We start from the raw sequence: 20,261 nt of genomic DNA, 5'->3' as shown, positions 1-20,261 counted from the left end.
ATGGCAGAATTTACATTGTCTCAAGTGGTAGAAGCCACAGAGGGGACGAGTACACATACCGACAATATTAAGTTTTTAGATGTATCTACTGATACAAGAACGATTGAATCAAGCTTTTTGTTTGTAGCCTTAAAAGGTGATACCTTTGATGGTCATGATTTCATCAACACGGCCATTGAAAAGGGCGCTACAGGTGCAATCGTAGAAAAAGGTCGTGCCGTAAAAGGTATCGCATGTATCGAGGTTGAAAATACCTTGGTAGCGTATCAGAATTTGGCGCGGTATCATCGCCGTCGCTTTGATATTCCTGTAGTGGCTATAACTGGTTCTTCTGGTAAGACTACAACAAAGGAAATGGTGGCCGCTGTACTTGGTACAGAATTTAATGTTTTGAAAACTGAAAAAAACTTTAATAATGAAATTGGTTTGCCAAAAACATTGTTGCGCTTAACTGCAGAACATCAAGCATGTGTCGTAGAGATGGGCATGCGTGGCCTTGGTCAAATTGAAGAGCTTGCATTGATTGCGGAACCAACTATGGGCATTATTACCAATGTTGGTACTAGCCATATTGAGTTGTTAGGCTCTCGTGAAGCCATTGCACAAGCTAAAGGTGAATTAATTCGTTGTTTGCCTGAAAATAGTGTGGCTATTCTCAATGAAGATGATCCATATGTTAAGGCTATGGATAGCCTTGCTAAAGGTAAAACTATTACTTATGGTATCGAACGTAATGCTACCTGTATTGGTAGCCATTTGCGTTATAAAAAAGACGGTATTAAGTTTACTTGCAAATGTTATGACGAAGTTTTCGATATCTTCTTACCTATGATTGGTGAACACAATGTATATGATGCATTGGCAGCCATCGTAGCAGGTCGTGTTTTGGGGATTAAATCCAATACTATTCGTAAAGGCTTAAGTGAGTTTACCGGCACTCCTATGCGCCAAGAAATCGTACCATTTGAAGATATTGTTATCTTAAATGACGCATATAATGCAAATCCTTCCTCTATGGCTGAAGCGATTAAAGCATTAGGTCAACTAGAAGGCAAACGTAAAATCGCTATGCTTGGTGATATGCTTGAGCTTGGTGATTATACTGAACAAGCGCATCGTGAAATTGGTCAATTGCTTGCTGAAGAAGGCTATAGTGTAGTATTCACATTTGGTGATGCTGCGGCCTTTATAGCTAAGGAAGCAAAAAAAGCAAGTTTAACTACATTCCGTTGTAATAGTCATTTAGAAATGGCTAATGCCTATAGCGATATTCGTGAAAAAGGGGATGTTATCCTTGTCAAAGGTTCTCGAGGCTTGCGAATGGAACGGGTTGTTGAAGAGTTAAAAGATCGAGAATAAAAGGTTACGGCTAGTTATATCTAGCCGTCATCTGTTTATTAATGAGTAGAGGGTTCATATGATATATCATATTCTATTAGCCTTTGTAGTGACCTTTATCATTACAGTAGTGCTAGGTAAAATTGCTATTCCTATGTTGCGTTCTTTACACGCACAACAAAGTATTCGTGAAGAGGGTCCAGAAAGTCATCAAGCAAAAGCGGGTACGCCAACAATGGGTGGTGCTTTCATGATGATTGCCCTTGTTCTTGGTGTTGCTATTTTCGCACCATGGAATGTAGGTACAGGCATGTTATTATTTTTAACATTGGGCCATTGTTTATTGGGCTTCTTTGATGATTTTGTAAAAGCAGTTAAAAAACGTAATCTTGGCTTAACAGCTAAGCAAAAGTTGCTAGGTCAATTTATTTTGGCGGCCATATTCTGTTACTGTATTACTGAAATTATGGTTATTCCTACCACATTGTGGATTCCTGTAGCAGATATACATCTTCAACTAGGTTGGGCTTATTATGTTTTGGCGTTTTTAATTATCGTAGGTGCTACGAACGCAGTAAATCTTACAGATGGTCTTGATGGATTAGCTAGTGGTACCTCTGCTGTAGCTGCCATTGCTTTCTCCGTGATTGGTCTTATGGCTGCATCTACAACAAACTCTACTGGTGCTGAAAGCGTTGCTTACTTTGGCGCCATTGTAGCCGCTGTATGCCTTGGTTTCTTGGTATACAATGTAAACCCTGCGAAGGTGTTCATGGGGGATACTGGCTCCTTAGCTTTAGGTGGTGCTTTTGCAGCTATGGCAATTTTGACTAAAACAGAATTGCTACTCGTTGTAATTGGTGGCATTTTTGTTATGGAAGCATTGTCTGTTATTATTCAAGTTATATCCTTTAAAACTCGTGGTGTACGCGTATTTAAAATGAGCCCAATTCACCATCATTTTGAGTTGTCTGGTTGGGCTGAACAAACTGTTGTTAATCGCTTCTGGTTTGGTGGCGCTGTATTAGCTGTTATTGGCGTCGTTTTAGCGACTATAACTTTGTAAGATAATACTTAACGGAACACGCAAATAATGGTATGCTTATAAGATAGGAATACATTATTTTTGTTGATAATTTAGGTGATATAGATGGAATACGGAGATAAACATATACTTGTACTTGGCGCTGGTGCCAGCGGTATAGGCGCATCTTGGGTATTAGCTCAAGTTGGGGCCCATGTAGTGTTAAATGATTATAAGCCTGTTACACTGCCTGCAGATGAGGAAAAAAGACTTGTATCCGCAGGTGTAGATATTATTACAGGTCGACAAGATGAATCCTTGCTTGATGGTGTGGATCGCATTGTTATTTCTCCAGGTATTTCTCTAGATATTCCCATTGTAAAAGCCGCTCAAGCTCGTGGTATTGATGTGGTTAGTGAAGTAGAAGTGGCTTATGAGTTATCTAAATCGCCAATTGTAGCCGTTACAGGTACAAATGGTAAGACCACTACTACAACATTATTAACTAAGGTATTGGAAGGAACTGGAAAGCCAGTTCGCGTTGGTGGCAATATCGGCGATTCTCTTAGTGAAGTAGCTTATTCCATGCCAGCAGATGGTTTTTTGGTAGCTGAGTTATCTAGCTATCAATTAGAAACAATTAAGCATTTTAGACCGATTGGTGCTATTATGCTTAACATTACACCAGATCATTTAGCTCGTCATAAGACAATGGAAAATTATATTGCTGCGAAGGAACGCATCTTTGCAAATCAATTGAGTACAGATTTTATGGTTCTTAATATTGATGATCCTATTGTAGCAGACATGAAACATCGTGTACCTAGCCATATCCTTGAAATTAGTCAACATCAAGTGGTTTCAAATGGTGCTTACTATGATAAAGGACAATGTTATGTAACAAAGAATGGTACAGCAACACCTGTTATTAGTAGTGCTGATATCCACATTCCAGGTAGTCATAATATTGAAAATATTTTAACTGTTATCGCTTTAGCTTATGCATTAGGGGTGCCGGTAGAAACCATTCATCGTATTATAAGTGAGTTCCATGGTGTTGAACACCGATTAGAACGAGTTAAAACTCTTGATGGAATTACATTCTATAATGATTCTAAAGCTACCAATGTAGATTCTGTTGTAAAAGCATTGGAATCCTTTGATCAATCAGTTATTTTATTAGCTGGTGGTCATGATAAAATGACTCCCTTAGAAGACTTTATGCAGCTTGTTAAACATCATACAAAAGCTGTTATCTTTATGGGGGAAGCGGCGGATCGATTTGAAGCTGCTGCAAAAGAGGCTGGTGTTCAGCCTATTTATAGAGCTTCATCTATGAAAGATGCTGTAGAACAGGGTTATAAACTGGCTGCCCAAGGTGATATTGTATTATTATCGCCAGCTTGTTCAAGTTTTGATTGGTATAGCTGTTTTGAAGAACGTGGCGATGATTTTAAAAACTGTGTTCATATGTTGCAAGAAGGGAGACACCATTAATGAAACGTATCATTATTTCAGGTGGTGGCACTGGTGGACATATATACCCAGCAATAACTATATATAAGGAAATTATGAAACAGAACCCTGATGCACAGGTTTTATATGTAGGAACGGAAAGAGGCTTAGAGGCTACCTTAGTGCCTAAAGAAGGCATTGAATTTACTACATTACCTGTACAAGGTTTGCAACGTAAATTATCTTTTGGTACGTTGGTGACGTTAGGCAAGACTGCTTTTTCTCTTGTGAAAGCTAATGCAATCATTTCCAACTTTAAGCCTGATGTAGTTATTGGTACTGGTGGTTATGTTTGTGGTCCTATTCTTATGGCTGCAGCATTGCGCAATATTCCAACGTTGATACAGGAACAAAATGTCATTGCAGGCATTACAAATAAAATTCTAAGCCGTTTTGTTGATGTAGTTGCTATGGGCTACAAGGATGCAGAAGCATCTTTTTCAAAGGCAAAACGCGTAGTATATACTGGTAATCCAGTACGTCCTGATGTATTAGTTGATACTAGGGAAGATGGACGTAATTATTTTAATTTAAGTGATGACACGTTCACCGTTCTTATAGCCGGTGGTTCTCGTGGGGCGAGAACTATCAATAATGCTATGATAGATGTACATAAGCATTTTCAAGGAACAGATGGAATTAAATTAATCCATATTACAGGGGATGGGGAATATCAATCTGTGTTATCTCAGCTTGGTATTACCGATGGTGATGATTTAGGTAATTCCTCATTGATCCTGCCATATTTACACGATATGCCAAAAGCATTGGCGGCAGCTGATTTAGCAGTCTTTAGGTCTGGTGCTATCGGTCTTGCTGAACTAGCAGTTCGAGGTATTCCGTCTGTATTGGTACCATATCCATATGCAGCGGAAGATCATCAAACCTATAATGCCCGTATTTTTGTTCAAGAAGGGGCAGCGCATATGATTGTTGATCAAATGTTAAGTGCCCATGATTTGATAGGGGAAATTGAAATGTTTATGGCCAATCGTGATTTATTGTCACAAATGGGAGAACGAGCGTTGCAGTTAGGTAAACCTAATGCGGCTCATGATATTGCAAAATTAGCATTATCTATTGCAAAGTAACAAGGAGAGCTTTTATGTTAGACGGTATTCATAAGATTCATCTTATTGGTATAGGTGGGTCTGGCATGCGTGCTATAGCGAATATTTTAATTCAAAAAGGTTATGACGTATCTGGTTCAGATGTAGCTGATTCTGCAGTTATTGAAAAGTTCAGAAATATGGGCGCTACAGTTCATATTGGTCATAATAAAGATTATGTAAAAGGCGTTGATGCTGTAGTTCGTTCTACGGCTATTCGCGAAGATAACCCTGAAATTGTAGCTGCTAAAGAACAAGGTATTACAATTTTACACCGTTCCGATATTGTAAAAGCTGTGTTAGACGTAACAGATGGCATTGCAGTAGCTGGTGCTCACGGTAAAACTTCTACTACATCCATGATTGGTCAAATTTTAGTAGAAGCAGAAGCTGATCCAACAGTTATAATCGGTGGTGAAGTAGATTATTTAAAAGGTAGTAGTTGTCTTGGGAAAGGCCATTTCTCTGTAGTAGAAGCAGATGAAAGCGATGGTTCTTTCTTGAAACTACGTCCACACACTATTGTTATTACTAACATTGAAGATGATCACATGGATCATTATAAAACGATGGATAACTTGCTAAATGCATTCTGTGAGTTCGTAGAAACATTACCAGAATCTGGCAAAGCAATCGTATGTGGCGATAATGAAAATATTCGTTATGTTATGAGCCGTGTAAATCGTAATTTCATTACATATGGATTAAGTGATAATAATGACTATGTAGCTAAAAATATTCACTATGTAGACTCTACTTTGGTATATGATGTATACCATAATGGTGTGAATGTTGAGCGCATTCGCTTACGAGTACCTGGTGAACATAATGTATTGAATTCCTTGGCTGCCTTTATTGTGGCACATGATTGTTGCGGTGTAGAAACGCGCATCATTACTAAAGGCTTAGGTAAATTCATCGGTGCAAAACGCCGTTTTGAAACTAAAGGTCACGTAGCAGGTGTATGGGTTGTTGATGACTATGCACATCATCCTACTGAAATTAAAGCTACCTTAAAGGCTGCTAAAGAGTTAGAAAAACATCGTGTTATTTGTGTATTTCAGCCACATCGCTTTACTCGCACAAGCTTGTTAAAGGATGAATTTGCTACTGCTTTCACAAGCGCTGATGAAGTATATATGACAGATATCTATAGCTCTGGTGAAGATCCAATCTCTGGCATTGATGGCAATACAATTCCAAATGCTATTAAAGCGGCCACAGGTCAAGATGTACATTATGTACAGTCTGTTGACGATTTGCCTGAGGTATTAGCGAAAGTAGTAAGACCTAATGACTTGGTTATCACCATGGGTGCAGGTTCTATTAATCAATATGGACCAAAATTATTAGCTATATTGGAGGAAGGCTTACAATGAAAGATAAAAAAATAATCGTATTAATGGGTGGTCCTTCCAAAGAGGCTGAAGTATCTCGCCGTACTGGCGCTGCTATTGCAGAAGCACTTGAAAGCAAAGGTTATAATGCTCAAACCTTAGAACTCAATCCGCGCACTGTATTAAAAGATATTGAAGACTTAGATGGCGAGGTTGTATTTAATGCAATTCATGGTCGTTACGGCGAAGATGGTGCGTTGCAAGGCCTATTAGAAATGGCTGAAATTCCATACACTGGGTCAGGTATTATGGCTCATGCAGTAGGGATGAATAAAAAAGTAAGTAAAGATGTATTTAAAGGTGCCAATATTCCTACTGCGGCTTCTGAGTCCTTTAATGGTAATATTGAATCTGCAGAAGCTATTATTGAACATATTCGTAAGGATTTTACAATTCCCGTAGTTGTGAAGTCTGCTACGCAAGGTTCTAGCATTGGGGTTACTATTGTTCGCGATAAAGCTCAGTTAGAAGAGGCTGTAAAGGAAGCTCTTAAATATGACCCTATTCTTGTGGTAGAACAATTCCTTGATGGTCGTGAATTTACAGTATCTGTTTTAGATGGTAAAGCATTGTCAGTTATTGAAATTCGTCCACATTCTGGCGAATATGATTACAAGAGCAAATATACTGTAGGTGCTACAGAATACTTGGTGCCAGCGCCTATTAGTGCAGAAATGACTGCTGAAATGCAACACATAGGGGAGCTTGTGTATCGTGAAGTACAAGGCAGTGGGGTAATTCGTGTTGATGTTATGACAGATCATGCAGATAATATGTATGTTCTTGAATACAATACTGTGCCTGGTATGACAGCAACATCTTTAGTACCAAAAGCAGCAAAAGAAATGGGAATTGACTTCCCAACATTATGTGAAAAAATTCTATTAACAGCTAGTATAGGGAAATTTTAAGGGCTAATAGAAGATAAGGAGTTAACTATGGATGATAAGCAAAACCATCCATCCAACTCTGGGGAGATGCAGTCTTCTACACCTGTTCGTGATGAACGGGCTGTATTTAGAAAACGAGTGTTAAAAATCGGTGGTGCAGTTACTCTCGTGTTGGTGGGGTTGTTTACACTACCTATTCCTTTTGGATCTTTAAAAGTTACTGGATCGGATAAGGTAACTGTACAAGATGTAATGGTAGCTGGTGATATTCATGAACCTGTTAATATATTGCAGATTAGTACAGAAAAATTAAAAACTAGATTATCGAAAGATTTACGTGTCGAAGAGGCTCAGATTAGCTATCAGTTGCCACTGACAATGGTTGTAAATGTAGTAGAACGCAAGGCAGTTGCAGTCGTACCGGCTCAGTTTGGATACTTAACCCTTGATAGTAAGGGACAAGTGATTGCATCTGAGCCAGCTATACAAGACACATCTGTTCCTATGATTTCTGGTGTGAAAGCTGGAAATATACTATTAGGTGATACGGTAGTAGATAAGCCAATATTGGCGGCTCTTGAATATTTGAATTCACTCGATGAGGAGACATTCAAAAATATTGCAGAGGTTAATATTGGGGATCCTGATGCGATAATGGCATATACTGTTTCCGGTGTACAGATTCGACTGGGGGATGGCAAAGACTTAGCTAAAAAAGCAGAGCTAACTCAGTCGATGTTACAAGATATTAAAAAGACACATGGTAATGTACAGTATATAGATGTTAATGTTTCATCGCCGTACATTAAAACCGATGTGATGCCAGAAGTTAAAAAGCATCAGAATGGAGCACCGACTACAGAGAATTCATCTACTAAGAAGGATGATAAGAAACAAGATAGATAAGGTCATGTTGAATATAAAGGTAGATGATAGTCGTGAGACACGAACGGTGGGCAATTGCCATAGTCAGCTGTATATTAGGGTTCATGGTTGTTACCCAATATAAGATGACTCAAGATAATATAGAAGAAAATATTCGCTTACAACGGACTGGCGATTTGGCGGTACAATTGAGAGAGGCCCAGAGTGAACGTGATGCTTTGTTAAAGCAAATTGAGTCACTAAAAAAATCTGGTGCCAATGGCGGTGGTAAAGCTGATGAACAGCTTATGATGAAAGCGGCTTTAACAAATGTTAAAGGGCCGGGCGTTAGTGTGTTGATTGAAGATAGCTTAAAGCCTGTACAAAGTGGGGAAAATCCCAATTTGTATGTAATTCATGATGAAGATATTCTAAGAATTGTTAATGAATTACGGGCTGGTGGGGCTGAAGCGATAGCTATTAATGATCAACGCCTCATAGGAACGTCTGAAATACGATGTTCAGGACCGACTATTACTGTAAATGGTAAGGTCTTTGGAGCTCCCTTTACGGTGAAAGCTATTGGAGATCCAAAGACATTAAATTCTGCGCTAACTATGCGCGGTGGTGTAGTAGATTCACTTAAACATTGGGGAATAAAGGTAACTATAAAGCAAGAAGAGGATGTAGCGATTCCTGCTTTCACAGGTACTTTTAGAGAAGAACATATGAAGCCTAATGAGTTAGGAGGTAAAGAATGAATATCTATATCTTTGCCATCATTGGCCTAATTATAGGGGCTATCTTAGGATGGATAGCACCACTTCATATCCCTGCTAGTTATTCGAATTATACTTCGGTAGCTGTTCTAGCAGCTTTAGATGCAGTATTTGGTGGCAGTCGAGCAGCATTGGAAAGAACCTTTGATCTTAGTAACTTTGTCATTGGGTTCTTTTCAAATATGGTATTAGCTGTTATTCTTGTATATGTTGGTGATTTAATAGGCATTAACCTATACTATGTGGCCCTTATTGGATTTGGGTTACGTGTATTTATTAATGTAGGCGCTATACGCAAGATAATTATGACTAAGCGGTTCTAATAAATCCCATTCTATATAGTGGAAAGTTTTCAAATTTTAGTGTAAAATAAATGTAATTGTTATAAGATAGTCAGTATATAAATCGATACATTGGGACGTATATTGATACAATAGATAACGATAAGAGGAGGAAGTTCAATGTCTGATTTTGCAAATATTAAAGTTATCGGTGTTGGTGGCGGCGGTAATAACGCTGTTAATCGTATGGTTGATAACCAAATTAAAGGTGTTCAATTTTTAGCCGTTAATACAGAAAACCAAGTGCTTGAATTGTCTAAAGCGGATGTAACAATTCAAATCGGTGAAAAAGTTACTAAAGGCCTTGGTGCTGGTGCTAACCCACAAATCGGTGAAGAAGCAGCTCAAGAAAGCCGTGAAGAAATTACTAAAGCTCTTGAAGGTGCTGATATGGTATTCGTAACTGCTGGTATGGGCGGTGGTACTGGTACTGGTGCTGCTCCAATCGTAGCTGAATGTGCTAAAGAAGTTGGTGCATTAACAGTTGGCGTTGTAACTAAACCTTTCGCATTCGAAGGCAAACGTCGTCGTGCTGCGGCAGAAAAAGGCATTGAGTTCTTGACTCAAAAAGTTGATACAATTATTGTTATTCCTAATGACAAATTATTACAAGTTGTAGATAAAAAATGTTCCGTATCTGATGCATTCAGCAAAGCTGATGAAGTTCTTCGTCAAGGTATCAAAGGTATTTCCGATTTGATCCAAATTCCTGGTTTAATCAATCTTGACTTTGCAGACGTTAAAACTATTATGACTAATCAAGGCGAAGCTTTGATGGGTATTGGTGAAGGTACAGGTGAAAACCGTGCTGCAGATGCTGCAAAAATGGCTATCAATAGCCCATTATTGGAAACTTCCATCGATGGTGCAAAAGGAATCTTGCTTAATATTTCTGGTAGCTCCGAATTGGGTATTTTTGAAGTAAACGAAGCTGCTCAAATTATTTCTGATGCAGCAGACCCTGATGCAAATATCATCTTCGGTTCTGTTATCGATGAAAGCTTGGGCGATAAAGTTCAAGTTACTGTTGTAGCAACTGGTTTTGGCAATAACACTAAAAGCGTACCAGAATTCGGTAAAACAACTACTACATCTCGTCCAGCATCCACTACAACAACTAACAGCGGTATCCCAGATATCCCTGTATTCATGAAACGCTAATTTATAGAGTGTATAATCAAAACATTCGTAAATAAGTAACTTAGTAAGACATACCAATAGGTATGTGAATAGGAGGTACAAATGAAGAAATTAGTATTATTAACTCTAGCAGCAACAGTTGTAGCAGGTAGCGCATTTGCTGCAGCACCTGTAACAAAAATTAGCGATGGTTCCACTAAGGTACAAGCTGATTATGCATTTAAACAACATGTATCCAAAGGTGGCGGTAATAGCAACGATGGTTTCGGTGTTTCTTTACAACACGATCTTTCCGATAAAACTGCAGTACAATACTCTTACGATAAAGTAAATGCTAAAAATGGCGACATTAAAGATCATCAATTAGCATTAGTTTACAAAGTACATCCAAACGTAAATGTATATGGTGCAGGTACTGCAATTCGTACAAATGACACTGAACTAGGCTTCCAAGCTGGTGTTATTGGTCATGTGCCATTAACAGAAAAAGTAAACGGTTTTGCTAAAGCTGGTTGGGGTAACGACATTAAGCAAACTTACCAAGTAGGTGCTCAATATGAAGTTCGCCCTGATGTAGACTTGAACGTATACTATGGCTATGATAGATATAGCGTAAACAACAACGATAAAACTGCAAAAGGTTTACACGCTGGTGTAGGCTACTCCTTCTAAGGATACTAAAGACCACTCAAATGAGTGGTCTTTTTTTATATAAAAAATTGATATATTCTTTATAAATATTTTTTCTATAAAATCTTTTATTAGGCTATACACCTTAATTTTATAGTACATTTTTTAGTAGTCAGTATAATTTCTTATGTATACAATATATTTACTAAATACACATTGTATAATTAAATAAGTTTAGGTATGATAAATATGTAATAATTCATTTTAGATAGGATGGTGTAAGTTATGACAAGTGTTGCTGCAAAGCATGCGAAAGGGAAAAAACTTAAAGATGTGATCTTTGTAACTGCTGGACAAGCATTAGCTGATGCTAAAGAAAATGGTCGAGAGAACGTTGTAAATGGTACTTTAGGTGCTATTCACGATGAAGATGGCAAATTAGTTTTCCTCAAAACCGTTAAAGAAGAATATTTGGGTCTTAATGACACTGAACATATTGGTTATGCCCCAATTGCAGGTATTCCAGAGTTTTTAGCAGCTGCTGAGAAAGAATGTTTTTGTAATTCTCGTCCAGAAGGTCACATCCGTAGCATCGCTACAGCTGGTGGTACTGGCGGTATCCATCACTTAATTCATAACTATACAGAACCTGGTGATGAGGTCTTGACAGCTGATTGGTACTGGGGTGCCTATCGCGTAATTTGTAGTGATGTAGGTCGTACACTTGTTACATATTCTTTATTTGATGAACATAATAACTTTAACCATGAAGCATTTCAAAATCGAGTTAATGAATTAGCTGCTAAACAAACAAATGTTTTAATTGTGTTTAATACACCTGGTAATAACCCAACAGGTTACTCTATAGAGGACAAAGATTGGGAATCTATCCTTAACTTCTTGAAAGAACTCGTTGCTATAGGCCGTAATAATGTAATCATTGGCATTGATGTAGCATACCTTGATTATTCTGGTGAAAAAGAAGAGGTTCGTGCATTCTTTAGTAAATTCAGTCATTTGCCAAAAGAAATTCTTACATGTGTTTGCTATAGCTTGTCTAAAGGCTTCACTATGTATGGGCAACGTGTTGGTGCCTTGATTGGTATTTCTGATGATGAAGAAATTGCTGATGAATTCTTAGAAATTAATAAATCTACAAGTCGTGCTACATGGTCTAACATTTGTCGTCCAGCAATGCGTACAATGGCTAATATTGTGGCTGATCCAGCGAAGTTTAAGGAATATGAAGCTGAACGTAATAGCTATTATAAATTGATTCGGGATCGTGCTGACATCTTTAAACAAGAGGCTGCACAAGTAGGCCTTCCTATGTTGCCTTACCGCGGTGGTTTCTTTATTACTATCCCTACAGATTCTGCTAATGCTATTTGTGAAGAGTTGAAGAAAGAGCATATTTATGTTATTGCTTTAGCAAATGGTATTCGCGTTGCAGCATGCGGTATTCCAAAATTCCAAATGACAGGCCTTGCGGAAAAAATTTATAATGCCATGAAACGTCTTGGCAAATTATAATAGATAAGTAAAACTTATGTGAAAAGCCACTTGATACATGTATCAAGTGGCTTTTTTTATATTAGTGGATATCTTTATGTTCTTTAATATCTTTGTCTGCTTCTTTAGCCAAGTTTTCGAGCGCTCGTTTAGGAGCCGTACGTTCACCTGTATCTGGATCTACAAATTCAACACGATCTAAGGTGTCTGTAATTTGCCCTTTAATAAATTCTAAGTAGATTTTATATAGCTCTTTCTTTTCGGCTAATTCTTCAGATGTCAGTTCTTGACCAGATTTTTTCTTTGCTGCTAGCTCATTTATGCGTTTTAATGTATCATTAATATTACTCATGTTGACCTCCTGTATTCTATATTAGAATAACGTAATTTATTATAACATAGAACTAAATGAATACGTATGGTAAGATATAAGTTGTACGCGTCTGTACTTTCACAAGTGAGAAAGGAGAGCTGTATGCGTGTAACAAAAGCAATAAAGGCAGAGCAGTTAAAACTGTTACAAGAGCATTATTTTGATGCAAAACCTGCCCTTGAGTATACAAATGAATTTGAATTATTAGTAGCTGTTGTCTTATCTGCACAATGCACTGATGAACGGGTTAATATCGTTACTAAACGATTGTTCCCTGAGTTAAATCATCCTGCTAAGATGTTAGCAATTGGGGTTACCAAATTAGAAACTCTGATTAAGGACTGTGGCCTTTATAAATCTAAAGCAAAAAATTTGATTGCAACTTGTCAGATTCTAGTGGAACAATACCATGGGGAAGTGCCACGGGAGTTTGACCAACTTGTTGAATTACCTGGTGTAGGTCGTAAGACTGCAAATGTGGTAGTATCTGTATTGTTTGGTACGCCAGCGATTGCTGTAGATACTCATGTATTCCGTGTGTCTAACCGATTAAAACTGGGTATTGCTAAAACCCCAGAAGAGATGGAATTAAAGTTGCAGAAGGCAATTCCTAAAGAGGATTGGGCGGCTGCACATCACTGGTTGATTTATCATGGTCGTAAACTATGTAAGGCTCGTAAGCCATTATGTGAAGAATGTTTTTTAAATCACTTATGTCCTTCAGCTGGAAAGGTTTAATATGAAAGTAAATAACGAAGAATTTATTGCCCTTTGTGCTACTCATGGCATTGAAGGTATTGATATTGTAAATGAGTTAATGCGTTTTAAAGTGTTAGATCAATTAATTTCTAGTAATGCTAGCTCCCGTGAGTGGGGCGTTACGGCTGATGATTTATATGCGTTAGCAGAAAAATCTACAGTAGAGTCTTTTGGCCCTGTTCCATATGATTTGAATACATTCCAAGCTCTATATGGTCCTTCCTTTAAAGTCGAATTGTTTGATTTTATTAGCGATACAGGTATTTTGGATGGTTTAGATGTTGGTACTATTTGGGAGACACCTGTTCGTGAAAGTATCGAAGCCCATAGTAAAACGGGAGAACTCGTTCTATATGCTTATGTAGAAGAATACGCAGGTATGATTGAAGAAATCCTTCAATCTTATGAAGATAAAAAAGTTGTGCTTTATACGGCATCTCCAGTGTGCTATAGCATTTTGACACGATTATATCCAATGGCACAAATTATTAATCAATGGCCTCATCGCAGCTATTTTGATCATATTTTTACGGGCACAGTTGGTATGTTCCAATCCTCTGAAGATATTGTGGAAGAAGTGGCTAATGGTTTACATAATCTTGTTCCAGAAGGAACTGCACAATTATTCTTACCTGCTACAATGGCGCAAAATCAATTGGGTTTAAATAATATGGCATTGCAATTCTTCTTGAATCAAAAGCGTGTAGAAGCAATCCGCGAATGGACTCCACTAGGGGCTTACGAAATTGTGTATGGTAAATATGATATTAAAAAGATGCGTGTAGGTCTTCGTGAACGCGTAGGAGATGAGTGGAAAACAATTAACTATATTCCATTACCTCATGGTGTTTTTGCTCAATTACCAGTATTCACGGTGTTAAATTATGGATTGTCTTTGCGTTCTATTTTACTACCAGGTGGTCAAACTGATGTAGCCTTAGGTCAAGATGGTATTTACTGTATCGACAGCCGAGTTTCTGAATTAGGTCGTAATGCTCTAATTGAAAGTGGAGCATATTTCCTTACATTTAAACGTTATGCTGATCATGTTGACGTAGATATTACTACAGAGGCACCTACAGAGGATATTTACTGGATGTTCCCGGATGCTGAATTGGCATATATGTGGTATGCATATTTCTGTAGTGGTACAGGACAAACCTTGATTCAAGAAATTTCCATGCTTGTTCAAACAGATGAGTCATTCGGTTATATGCTTAGCAGTGTACGTCGACGTGTATTGGATGTAAAAGACGAAGCCCGATTAATTTCATCTGTACAAGCTGCTGACGAAGCCTACATCAAGGCTGTTACAGAAGCAACTGCGAATTGGAAGTTTACGGTAGATGAAGTGGGTGCACAAGTAATGCCACCAACAACATCTATTGATATTGAAGATTATAGCGATTATAAAAACTAATTGTAAAAGTACAGTATTTAGTTTAAAATATATCGTATCCTAAAAAATATAAACTACTAAATATAGTAGGTATGAAACATACTACACGAATGTGTAAGAAAGGAGGACCCATGGCTGTTATTAATTTTGAAATCTTCAAAGTCATTGGTACTTTATCTGAAGATAAAGACGGTTGGAAAAAACAATTAACATGCACAAGCTGGGGCAAATATAATCCTAAGTTTGACCTTCGTGCTTGGGATAGTGAATATACAAGTATGAAAAAGGGTATTACCCTTTCTTTAGAGGAGCTCATCGCATTGCGTGACATCCTTAATGAAAGTGACTTAGAGACCATCTTAGCTGAGTCTATTGAAGAAAAACAAGCATCCAAGGAATAGTATTGGCAACTTGCATTTGTGCATATGTCATGCTATAATCTATAAGAATAATATTGATTGTCGGAAAGAGGTGTATAGAATGAAACAAGGTATTCATCCAGACTATAAAGAAGCTACAGTAACTTGCGGTTGTGGCAACACATTCAAAACTGGCTCTGTAAAAGAAGACCTTCGTGTAGACGTTTGCTCCAAATGCCATCCGTTCTTCACTGGTCAACAACGCGCAGCTCAAGCTCGTGGTCGTATTGAACAATTTAACAAACGTTACGGCAAATAATTTGTCATGTAATGTAGCATCTATTGGCAGGGCTATGGGCTCTGCCTCTATTTGTTTATGAGAGGAGCTCTTGTGAACACAGAACGTATTAAAAAGTTTGTCGGTGGACAAGCTGTGATCGAAGGTGTCATGATGAGGGGGCCTGGTGTTACAGCAACAGCTGTACGAGAACCATCAGGAACTATTGTAGTTCAAAAAGAGCCTACAAAATCTATTGCTGACACATATCCAATTTTGAAAAAACCATTTCTTCGGGGCTGTGTAGCCCTCTATGAATCTCTAGTTATTGGCATGAAGGCATTGTCCTTCTCTGCTAAAGCCGCTGGCGATGAAGAGGAAGAAATGTCTAATAGTGAAATTGCCATTACTATGGTTATTTCCACCATATTTGCGATTGCTGTATTTTTGGCATTGCCTACATTTATCGTAAAATTCATTCCTGGTGTACAGGATAATCATATAGTATTAAATCTCATTGAAGGTGTCATTCGTTTAGTTCTTTTTCTACTCTATATTTGGGGGATTGGGCTTACGAAGGATATTCAACGAGTTTTCCAATATCATGGGGCCGAGCATAAAACGATTCATACCTATGAATTAGACTTGCCTCTTACCGTAGAAAACGTTCGTAAACAAAGTCGTTTACATCCTCGATGTGGTACAAATTTCTTACTTATCGTTATGGTAGTAAGTATCTTTGTATTTGCCTTTTTAGGTTGGCCTAATTTGTTGGAACGTATCGTAAGCCGCGTACTTCTCATGCCAGTAGTGGCAGGTATTGCGTACGAGGTTATTCGTCTTGCTGGTCGTAGTGAGCATTCCTTTGTGAAAGCTCTTATCAAACCCGGTCTTGCATTACAGTACATGACCACACGTGAACCAGAAGATGATCAAATTGAAGTTGCTATACGAGCTCTTGAAGAGGTTCGCCCTCCTGAGAGTGATGCATATGAAGAGGAATAAACATGTTAGTAGATAAATTACAAGTTATTGAAGATAAATTTATGGACCTGGAGCAGCGCATCAGTGACCCTGAAGTGATTGCACGCCAAGATGAATGGCGTAAATTAACACGTCAACATGCTCAATTATCTGAAACAGTTGAAACATTCCGTACTTATAAAAAAGTATTAGCTGGTATTGATGAAGCTATGGAAGTTATTGAAGATAAATCCATGGATGAAGAATTCCGTGAAATGGCACAAGAGGAATTAAAAGAGCTAAAACCTCAAAAAGAGGAATTAGAAGAGAAATTACAAATCCTTTTATTGCCTAAGGACCCTAATGATGATAAGAATATTATCATTGAAATTCGCGGTGGTGCCGGTGGTGATGAAGCGGCACTATTTGCAGGCGACTTGTTCCGTATGTACACAAAATATGCGGAAAGCCAAGGCTGGCGTTGCGAGATTATTGATGCTAATGAACCTGAACTTGGTGGCTTTAAAGAGGTTATTTTCTCCGTAGATGGTGAAAATGTATACTCCAAGATGAAATTTGAATCTGGTGTACATCGTGTACAACGTGTACCTGCTACGGAAACACAAGGCCGTGTACATACATCTACCGTAACAGTAGCGGTATTGCCAGAAATGGAAGATGTTGATATTGAAGTTAATGAAAAAGACTTAAAAATCGACACTTATCGTGCGAGTGGTGCGGGCGGTCAGCATATTAATAAAACTGAGTCTGCTGTTCGTATTACTCACTTACCATCTGGTATCGTTGTAGCATGTCAAGACCAACGTTCTCAATTACAAAACCGTGAAAAAGCTATGCGTGTATTGCGTGCAAAATTGCAAGACCAAGCTGAACAAGAGGCTATTTCTAGCATGGCTGCAGACCGTAAGAGCCAGGTTGGTACAGGTGACCGTAGTGAACGTATTCGTACCTATAACTACCCACAAGGTCGCGTAACAGATCATCGTATTAACTTAACATTGTATAAATTAGATGCTATTTTAAATGGTGATCTAGATGAAATCATTCAAGCCTTAAATGCTGCTGACCAAGCGGCAAAAATGCAGGAGGCTAATACAAATGCATAAGGAGATTTGGACAATCGGTCGTATTCTCCAGTGGACAGAGCAGTACTTTCAAAGCAAGGAGATGGATACACCTCGACTTGATGGGGAAGTACTGCTTTCTCACGTTTTAGGCAAGGATCGTATTTATCTATATACCCATTATGACCAACCGCTTATTCAAGAGGAACTCGATGCTTTCAGACCTCTCGTTCAAGAACGAGCTAAGGGGCATTGTGTAGCGGCTATTATTGGGGAAAAGGACTTTATGGGATTGACCTTTAAGGTTAATGATAAGGTATTGATTCCACGACCTGATACAGAAACGTTGATTGAGCATGTACTAGGCACGTATCAAAAGGATAGTAATATTCGTATCCTTGATGTATGTACGGGCCCTGGCACGATATTATTAAGTCTATTGCACTATTTGCCGAATGCTTGTGGCATGGGTATTGAAATATCTACCGATGCTTTGTCATTGGCTAAGGTAAATAGTGAAAGATTTAACTTAAATGATCGTGTTCAATTCTTAGAGTCCGATATGTTTTCTGCCTTAGATGGTAAAAATGAACAGTTTGATCTCATCGTATCAAATCCACCTTATATCCGTACTGGGGATGCTAAATTATTGTCTCAGGACGTATTAAATGAGCCCCATATTGCCTTGTTTGGCGGTGAAGATGGACTTGATTTCTATCGTATTTTGGCTAAAACATGTGGCACATATTTAAAATCAAAAGGCCATATTGCCTTTGAAATAGGTTTTGATCAAGCTGAGGCTGTAAAGGCTTTATTAGAAGAAACAGGGCAGTACTCTAATATTCGATGTATTACTGATCTCGGCGGAAATGACCGCGTTGTAACAGCTGTATATGAGGGATAATATGGATACTCAAATTATTACAAATCCATCAGATCAAGAACTAGATATGCTTGCTCGCGCTTTGCGTAATGGCGAATTGGTGTCCATTCCTACAGAAACTGTATATGGACTTGGCGCTAATGGGCTTGATCCGGAGGCGATGGATAAAATCTACGCCACTAAAGGTCGTCCTTCAGATAATCCATTGATTTTACATGTTCCCAATAGTGAAAGTATAAAACCTTTAGTAACAGAGGTTTCGAAGACTGCACAACTATTAATGGATACATTTTGGCCTGGTCCATTGACAATCACATTGCCTAAATCAGATTTAGTGCCAGATCGTGCTACAGGTGGTTTATCTCGTGTTGCTTTACGTTGTCCTGATCATGCGATTTGTCGAGCTTTATTAGAGCGTACCGGTGTACCGGTAGCAGCTCCTAGTGCTAATATATCTGGACGTCCAAGTCCGACAACGGCACAAGATGTTTACCATGATATGAATGGTCGAATTTCCTATATTTTAAATGCAGGACCATGTATGATTGGTGTAGAGTCAACTGTTGTAGAGGTACATGATGACAAGGTCATTATATTGAGACCAGGTGGAATAACAAAAGCACAACTTGAAGCTGTTGTATCTACGGTTGAGTATGATACTGCTCTCGTTAATGCCACAACTAAGCCTAAAGCTCCTGGTATGAAGTATACCCATTATGCTCCTGATGCACCTATGACAGTTGTTGTAGGTAGTCCAGAGCGGGTGGCAAGTACTTTTAAAGAGCTATCAAAGGGGATAGAAGGGCCTATAGGTTGTTTAGTGAGTCATGAAACGTATAACCTTATGAAAGAGGATACACGCTTTATATTCCATTGTTTTGGCAACTATGGTGATGCCTTATCATTAGGCCATGACTTTTATAAAAGCCTATTATATTTTAACGAAAATCATGTTGCCTTAATCTTGGCAGAAGGTGTTGATGACGACGGTTTTGGTGTTGCCATTATGAACCGCATGGAAAAGGCCTCGAGTCATCATATCATTTATAAGTAAATTTACTGAAATAAAAATGTCCACTGATAATAGAAATATGTCTTTACATATTGGATGAATTTGCTATAATGTATAAAGTAATCACAAAATGTGATTAAGTAAGGATGTTATTATGAATATTTTATTTGTATGTACCGGTAATACTTGCCGTAGCCCTATGGCTGAAGGTATTACACGGGCCCTTGCAGCGGAGCAACATAAGGATGTGACGACTGTATCAGCTGGTCTATTTGCCGCCTATGGAGCAAAACCAACTGAACAAGCCGTAGAAGCCGTCCGTTCCATTGCAGATATTTCTGATCATGAATCGAGACCATTGACGATGGATCTCGTTAATGCAGCAGATCTTATCATTGGTATGACGAAAGATCACAAATCTGTACTACTTCGCCAATTCCCGTTTGAGGAAGGTAAAATCAAAACGATTTCCGAGTGGGGTGGTCAAGATGGTGATGTTACAGACCCATATGGGGCTGATCAAACCGTATATAATCAATGTGCGGAACAAATTTATCACTTAGTAGAAACTGGTCTTACATCAGTGCCTCAGAAGGCGTAGGAGATGAAATT

22 protein-coding genes are annotated in these 20,261 nt (G+C 38.3%); 21 read left to right on the top strand and 1 reads right to left on the bottom strand.

Annotation, left to right across the window (positions count from 1 at the left end; all coding sequences use genetic code 11):
- The 12 genes from VCHSUH03_RS02145 (at nt 1) to VCHSUH03_RS02090 (ending at nt 12,560) form a co-directional block, all read left to right on the top strand.
- Nucleotides 1–1,359: a UDP-N-acetylmuramoyl-tripeptide--D-alanyl-D-alanine ligase gene (locus VCHSUH03_RS02145; protein ID WP_105093904.1), complete on the top strand. Its 1,359-nt coding sequence runs from the start codon at nt 1–3 to the stop codon at nt 1,357–1,359.
- A gap of 58 nt (nt 1,360–1,417) precedes the next feature.
- A complete protein-coding gene (gene mraY, locus VCHSUH03_RS02140) occupies nt 1,418–2,404 on the top strand; it encodes a phospho-N-acetylmuramoyl-pentapeptide-transferase (protein ID WP_105085816.1) in 987 nt (328 codons plus the stop codon).
- 84 nt (nt 2,405–2,488) lie between these two features.
- Nucleotides 2,489–3,859, top strand: a complete 1,371-nt coding sequence (murD, locus tag VCHSUH03_RS02135; protein ID WP_105093903.1) for a UDP-N-acetylmuramoyl-L-alanine--D-glutamate ligase — start codon at nt 2,489–2,491, stop codon at nt 3,857–3,859.
- The gene (gene murG, locus VCHSUH03_RS02130) at nt 3,859–4,968 is read left to right on the top strand and encodes an undecaprenyldiphospho-muramoylpentapeptide beta-N-acetylglucosaminyltransferase (RefSeq protein WP_105093902.1); all 1,110 of its coding nucleotides are present in this window, start codon (nt 3,859–3,861) and stop codon (nt 4,966–4,968) included. Before murD ends, murG begins: the two co-directional genes overlap by 1 nt.
- Nucleotides 4,969–4,982: 14 nt before the next feature.
- The gene (gene murC, locus VCHSUH03_RS02125) at nt 4,983–6,365 is read left to right on the top strand and encodes a UDP-N-acetylmuramate--L-alanine ligase (RefSeq protein WP_105093901.1); all 1,383 of its coding nucleotides are present in this window, start codon (nt 4,983–4,985) and stop codon (nt 6,363–6,365) included.
- A complete protein-coding gene (locus tag VCHSUH03_RS02120) occupies nt 6,362–7,294 on the top strand; it encodes a D-alanine--D-alanine ligase family protein (RefSeq protein ID WP_105093900.1) in 933 nt (310 codons plus the stop codon). The genes murC and VCHSUH03_RS02120 overlap by 4 nt, the downstream gene beginning before the upstream one ends.
- A gap of 27 nt (nt 7,295–7,321) precedes the next feature.
- Nucleotides 7,322–8,179: a cell division protein FtsQ/DivIB gene (locus VCHSUH03_RS02115; RefSeq protein WP_024065457.1), complete on the top strand. Its 858-nt coding sequence runs from the start codon at nt 7,322–7,324 to the stop codon at nt 8,177–8,179.
- Between the two features lie 23 nt (nt 8,180–8,202).
- Nucleotides 8,203–8,898, top strand: coding sequence for a DUF881 domain-containing protein (locus VCHSUH03_RS02110; protein ID WP_024065456.1), 696 nt, complete (start codon nt 8,203–8,205; stop codon nt 8,896–8,898).
- Complete coding sequence (locus VCHSUH03_RS02105) at nt 8,895–9,239, top strand: small basic family protein (protein ID WP_005386246.1); 345 nt, start codon at nt 8,895–8,897, stop codon at nt 9,237–9,239. The genes VCHSUH03_RS02110 and VCHSUH03_RS02105 overlap by 4 nt, the downstream gene beginning before the upstream one ends.
- A 138-nt stretch (nt 9,240–9,377) precedes the next feature.
- Complete coding sequence (ftsZ, locus tag VCHSUH03_RS02100) at nt 9,378–10,418, top strand: cell division protein FtsZ (RefSeq protein WP_105093899.1); 1,041 nt, start codon at nt 9,378–9,380, stop codon at nt 10,416–10,418.
- A gap of 81 nt (nt 10,419–10,499) precedes the next feature.
- Nucleotides 10,500–11,069, top strand: a complete 570-nt coding sequence (locus tag VCHSUH03_RS02095) for an outer membrane beta-barrel protein (protein ID WP_105093898.1) — start codon at nt 10,500–10,502, stop codon at nt 11,067–11,069.
- Nucleotides 11,070–11,312: 243 nt separating this feature from the next.
- Nucleotides 11,313–12,560 carry a pyridoxal phosphate-dependent aminotransferase gene (locus tag VCHSUH03_RS02090; RefSeq protein ID WP_105093897.1) on the top strand — a complete coding sequence of 416 codons (1,248 nt, stop codon included), beginning with the start codon at nt 11,313–11,315 and terminating at the stop codon, nt 12,558–12,560.
- A gap of 61 nt (nt 12,561–12,621) precedes the next feature.
- Here the strand turns inward: VCHSUH03_RS02090 and VCHSUH03_RS02085 are convergent, their stop codons facing one another.
- The gene (locus VCHSUH03_RS02085) at nt 12,622–12,891 is read right to left on the bottom strand and encodes a DUF896 domain-containing protein (RefSeq protein WP_105093896.1); all 270 of its coding nucleotides are present in this window, start codon (nt 12,889–12,891) and stop codon (nt 12,622–12,624) included.
- A gap of 123 nt (nt 12,892–13,014) precedes the next feature.
- On the opposite strand from VCHSUH03_RS02085, the gene nth reads away from it, so the two are divergent.
- The 9 genes from nth (at nt 13,015) to VCHSUH03_RS02040 (ending at nt 20,250) form a co-directional block, all read left to right on the top strand.
- Nucleotides 13,015–13,650: an endonuclease III gene (gene nth / locus VCHSUH03_RS02080; RefSeq protein ID WP_105093895.1), complete on the top strand. Its 636-nt coding sequence runs from the start codon at nt 13,015–13,017 to the stop codon at nt 13,648–13,650.
- A gap of 1 nt (nt 13,651) precedes the next feature.
- On the top strand, nt 13,652–15,091 hold the full coding sequence (locus VCHSUH03_RS02075; protein WP_105093894.1) for a hypothetical protein: 1,440 nt from the start codon (nt 13,652–13,654) through the stop codon (nt 15,089–15,091).
- Nucleotides 15,092–15,201: 110 nt separating this feature from the next.
- Nucleotides 15,202–15,471, top strand: a complete 270-nt coding sequence (locus VCHSUH03_RS02070; protein WP_005386267.1) for a YdbC family protein — start codon at nt 15,202–15,204, stop codon at nt 15,469–15,471.
- A gap of 79 nt (nt 15,472–15,550) precedes the next feature.
- Entirely contained in the window at nt 15,551–15,748 is a 198-nt protein-coding gene (gene rpmE / locus VCHSUH03_RS02065; RefSeq protein WP_004696185.1) for a 50S ribosomal protein L31, read from the top strand.
- A 57-nt stretch (nt 15,749–15,805) separates the two neighbouring features.
- On the top strand, nt 15,806–16,711 hold the full coding sequence (locus tag VCHSUH03_RS02060) for a DUF1385 domain-containing protein (RefSeq protein ID WP_105093893.1): 906 nt from the start codon (nt 15,806–15,808) through the stop codon (nt 16,709–16,711).
- A gap of 2 nt (nt 16,712–16,713) precedes the next feature.
- Entirely contained in the window at nt 16,714–17,796 is a 1,083-nt protein-coding gene (gene prfA / locus VCHSUH03_RS02055) for a peptide chain release factor 1 (protein ID WP_105093892.1), read from the top strand.
- The gene (gene prmC / locus VCHSUH03_RS02050) at nt 17,789–18,658 is read left to right on the top strand and encodes a peptide chain release factor N(5)-glutamine methyltransferase (RefSeq protein ID WP_105093891.1); all 870 of its coding nucleotides are present in this window, start codon (nt 17,789–17,791) and stop codon (nt 18,656–18,658) included. The genes prfA and prmC overlap by 8 nt, the downstream gene beginning before the upstream one ends.
- Before the next feature lies 1 nt (nt 18,659).
- Nucleotides 18,660–19,691 (top strand): L-threonylcarbamoyladenylate synthase, encoded by a 1,032-nt coding sequence (locus VCHSUH03_RS02045; RefSeq protein ID WP_105093890.1) that lies wholly within the window; start codon nt 18,660–18,662, stop codon nt 19,689–19,691.
- A gap of 112 nt (nt 19,692–19,803) precedes the next feature.
- Complete coding sequence (locus VCHSUH03_RS02040; RefSeq protein WP_105093889.1) at nt 19,804–20,250, top strand: low molecular weight protein arginine phosphatase; 447 nt, start codon at nt 19,804–19,806, stop codon at nt 20,248–20,250.
- Nucleotides 20,251–20,261 lie beyond the last annotated feature (11 nt).

The sequence above is a fragment of the Veillonella infantium genome (genome assembly GCF_002959895.1).
Classification (GTDB): domain Bacteria; phylum Bacillota; class Negativicutes; order Veillonellales; family Veillonellaceae; genus Veillonella; species Veillonella infantium.
This window is presented reverse-complemented; position numbering and strand designations above follow the sequence as displayed.

What these genes read in the sequence shown, in the direction of transcription:
- VCHSUH03_RS02145 (WP_105093904.1), top strand. Translation starts at nt 1, where the DNA reads ATGGCAGAATTTACATTGTCTCAAGTGGTAGAAGCCACAGAGGGGACG.
- mraY (WP_105085816.1), top strand. Translation starts at nt 1,418, where the DNA reads ATGATATATCATATTCTATTAGCCTTTGTAGTGACCTTTATCATTACA.
- murD (WP_105093903.1), top strand. Translation starts at nt 2,489, where the DNA reads ATGGAATACGGAGATAAACATATACTTGTACTTGGCGCTGGTGCCAGC.
- murG (WP_105093902.1), top strand. Translation starts at nt 3,859, where the DNA reads ATGAAACGTATCATTATTTCAGGTGGTGGCACTGGTGGACATATATAC.
- murC (WP_105093901.1), top strand. Translation starts at nt 4,983, where the DNA reads ATGTTAGACGGTATTCATAAGATTCATCTTATTGGTATAGGTGGGTCT.
- VCHSUH03_RS02120 (WP_105093900.1), top strand. Translation starts at nt 6,362, where the DNA reads ATGAAAGATAAAAAAATAATCGTATTAATGGGTGGTCCTTCCAAAGAG.
- VCHSUH03_RS02115 (WP_024065457.1), top strand. Translation starts at nt 7,322, where the DNA reads ATGGATGATAAGCAAAACCATCCATCCAACTCTGGGGAGATGCAGTCT.
- VCHSUH03_RS02110 (WP_024065456.1), top strand. Translation starts at nt 8,203, where the DNA reads ATGATAGTCGTGAGACACGAACGGTGGGCAATTGCCATAGTCAGCTGT.
- VCHSUH03_RS02105 (WP_005386246.1), top strand. Translation starts at nt 8,895, where the DNA reads ATGAATATCTATATCTTTGCCATCATTGGCCTAATTATAGGGGCTATC.
- ftsZ (WP_105093899.1), top strand. Translation starts at nt 9,378, where the DNA reads ATGTCTGATTTTGCAAATATTAAAGTTATCGGTGTTGGTGGCGGCGGT.
- VCHSUH03_RS02095 (WP_105093898.1), top strand. Translation starts at nt 10,500, where the DNA reads ATGAAGAAATTAGTATTATTAACTCTAGCAGCAACAGTTGTAGCAGGT.
- VCHSUH03_RS02090 (WP_105093897.1), top strand. Translation starts at nt 11,313, where the DNA reads ATGACAAGTGTTGCTGCAAAGCATGCGAAAGGGAAAAAACTTAAAGAT.
- VCHSUH03_RS02085 (WP_105093896.1), bottom strand. Translation starts at nt 12,891, where the DNA reads ATGAGTAATATTAATGATACATTAAAACGCATAAATGAGCTAGCAGCA.
- nth (WP_105093895.1), top strand. Translation starts at nt 13,015, where the DNA reads ATGCGTGTAACAAAAGCAATAAAGGCAGAGCAGTTAAAACTGTTACAA.
- VCHSUH03_RS02075 (WP_105093894.1), top strand. Translation starts at nt 13,652, where the DNA reads ATGAAAGTAAATAACGAAGAATTTATTGCCCTTTGTGCTACTCATGGC.
- VCHSUH03_RS02070 (WP_005386267.1), top strand. Translation starts at nt 15,202, where the DNA reads ATGGCTGTTATTAATTTTGAAATCTTCAAAGTCATTGGTACTTTATCT.
- rpmE (WP_004696185.1), top strand. Translation starts at nt 15,551, where the DNA reads ATGAAACAAGGTATTCATCCAGACTATAAAGAAGCTACAGTAACTTGC.
- VCHSUH03_RS02060 (WP_105093893.1), top strand. Translation starts at nt 15,806, where the DNA reads ATGAGAGGAGCTCTTGTGAACACAGAACGTATTAAAAAGTTTGTCGGT.
- prfA (WP_105093892.1), top strand. Translation starts at nt 16,714, where the DNA reads ATGTTAGTAGATAAATTACAAGTTATTGAAGATAAATTTATGGACCTG.
- prmC (WP_105093891.1), top strand. Translation starts at nt 17,789, where the DNA reads ATGCATAAGGAGATTTGGACAATCGGTCGTATTCTCCAGTGGACAGAG.
- VCHSUH03_RS02045 (WP_105093890.1), top strand. Translation starts at nt 18,660, where the DNA reads ATGGATACTCAAATTATTACAAATCCATCAGATCAAGAACTAGATATG.
- VCHSUH03_RS02040 (WP_105093889.1), top strand. Translation starts at nt 19,804, where the DNA reads ATGAATATTTTATTTGTATGTACCGGTAATACTTGCCGTAGCCCTATG.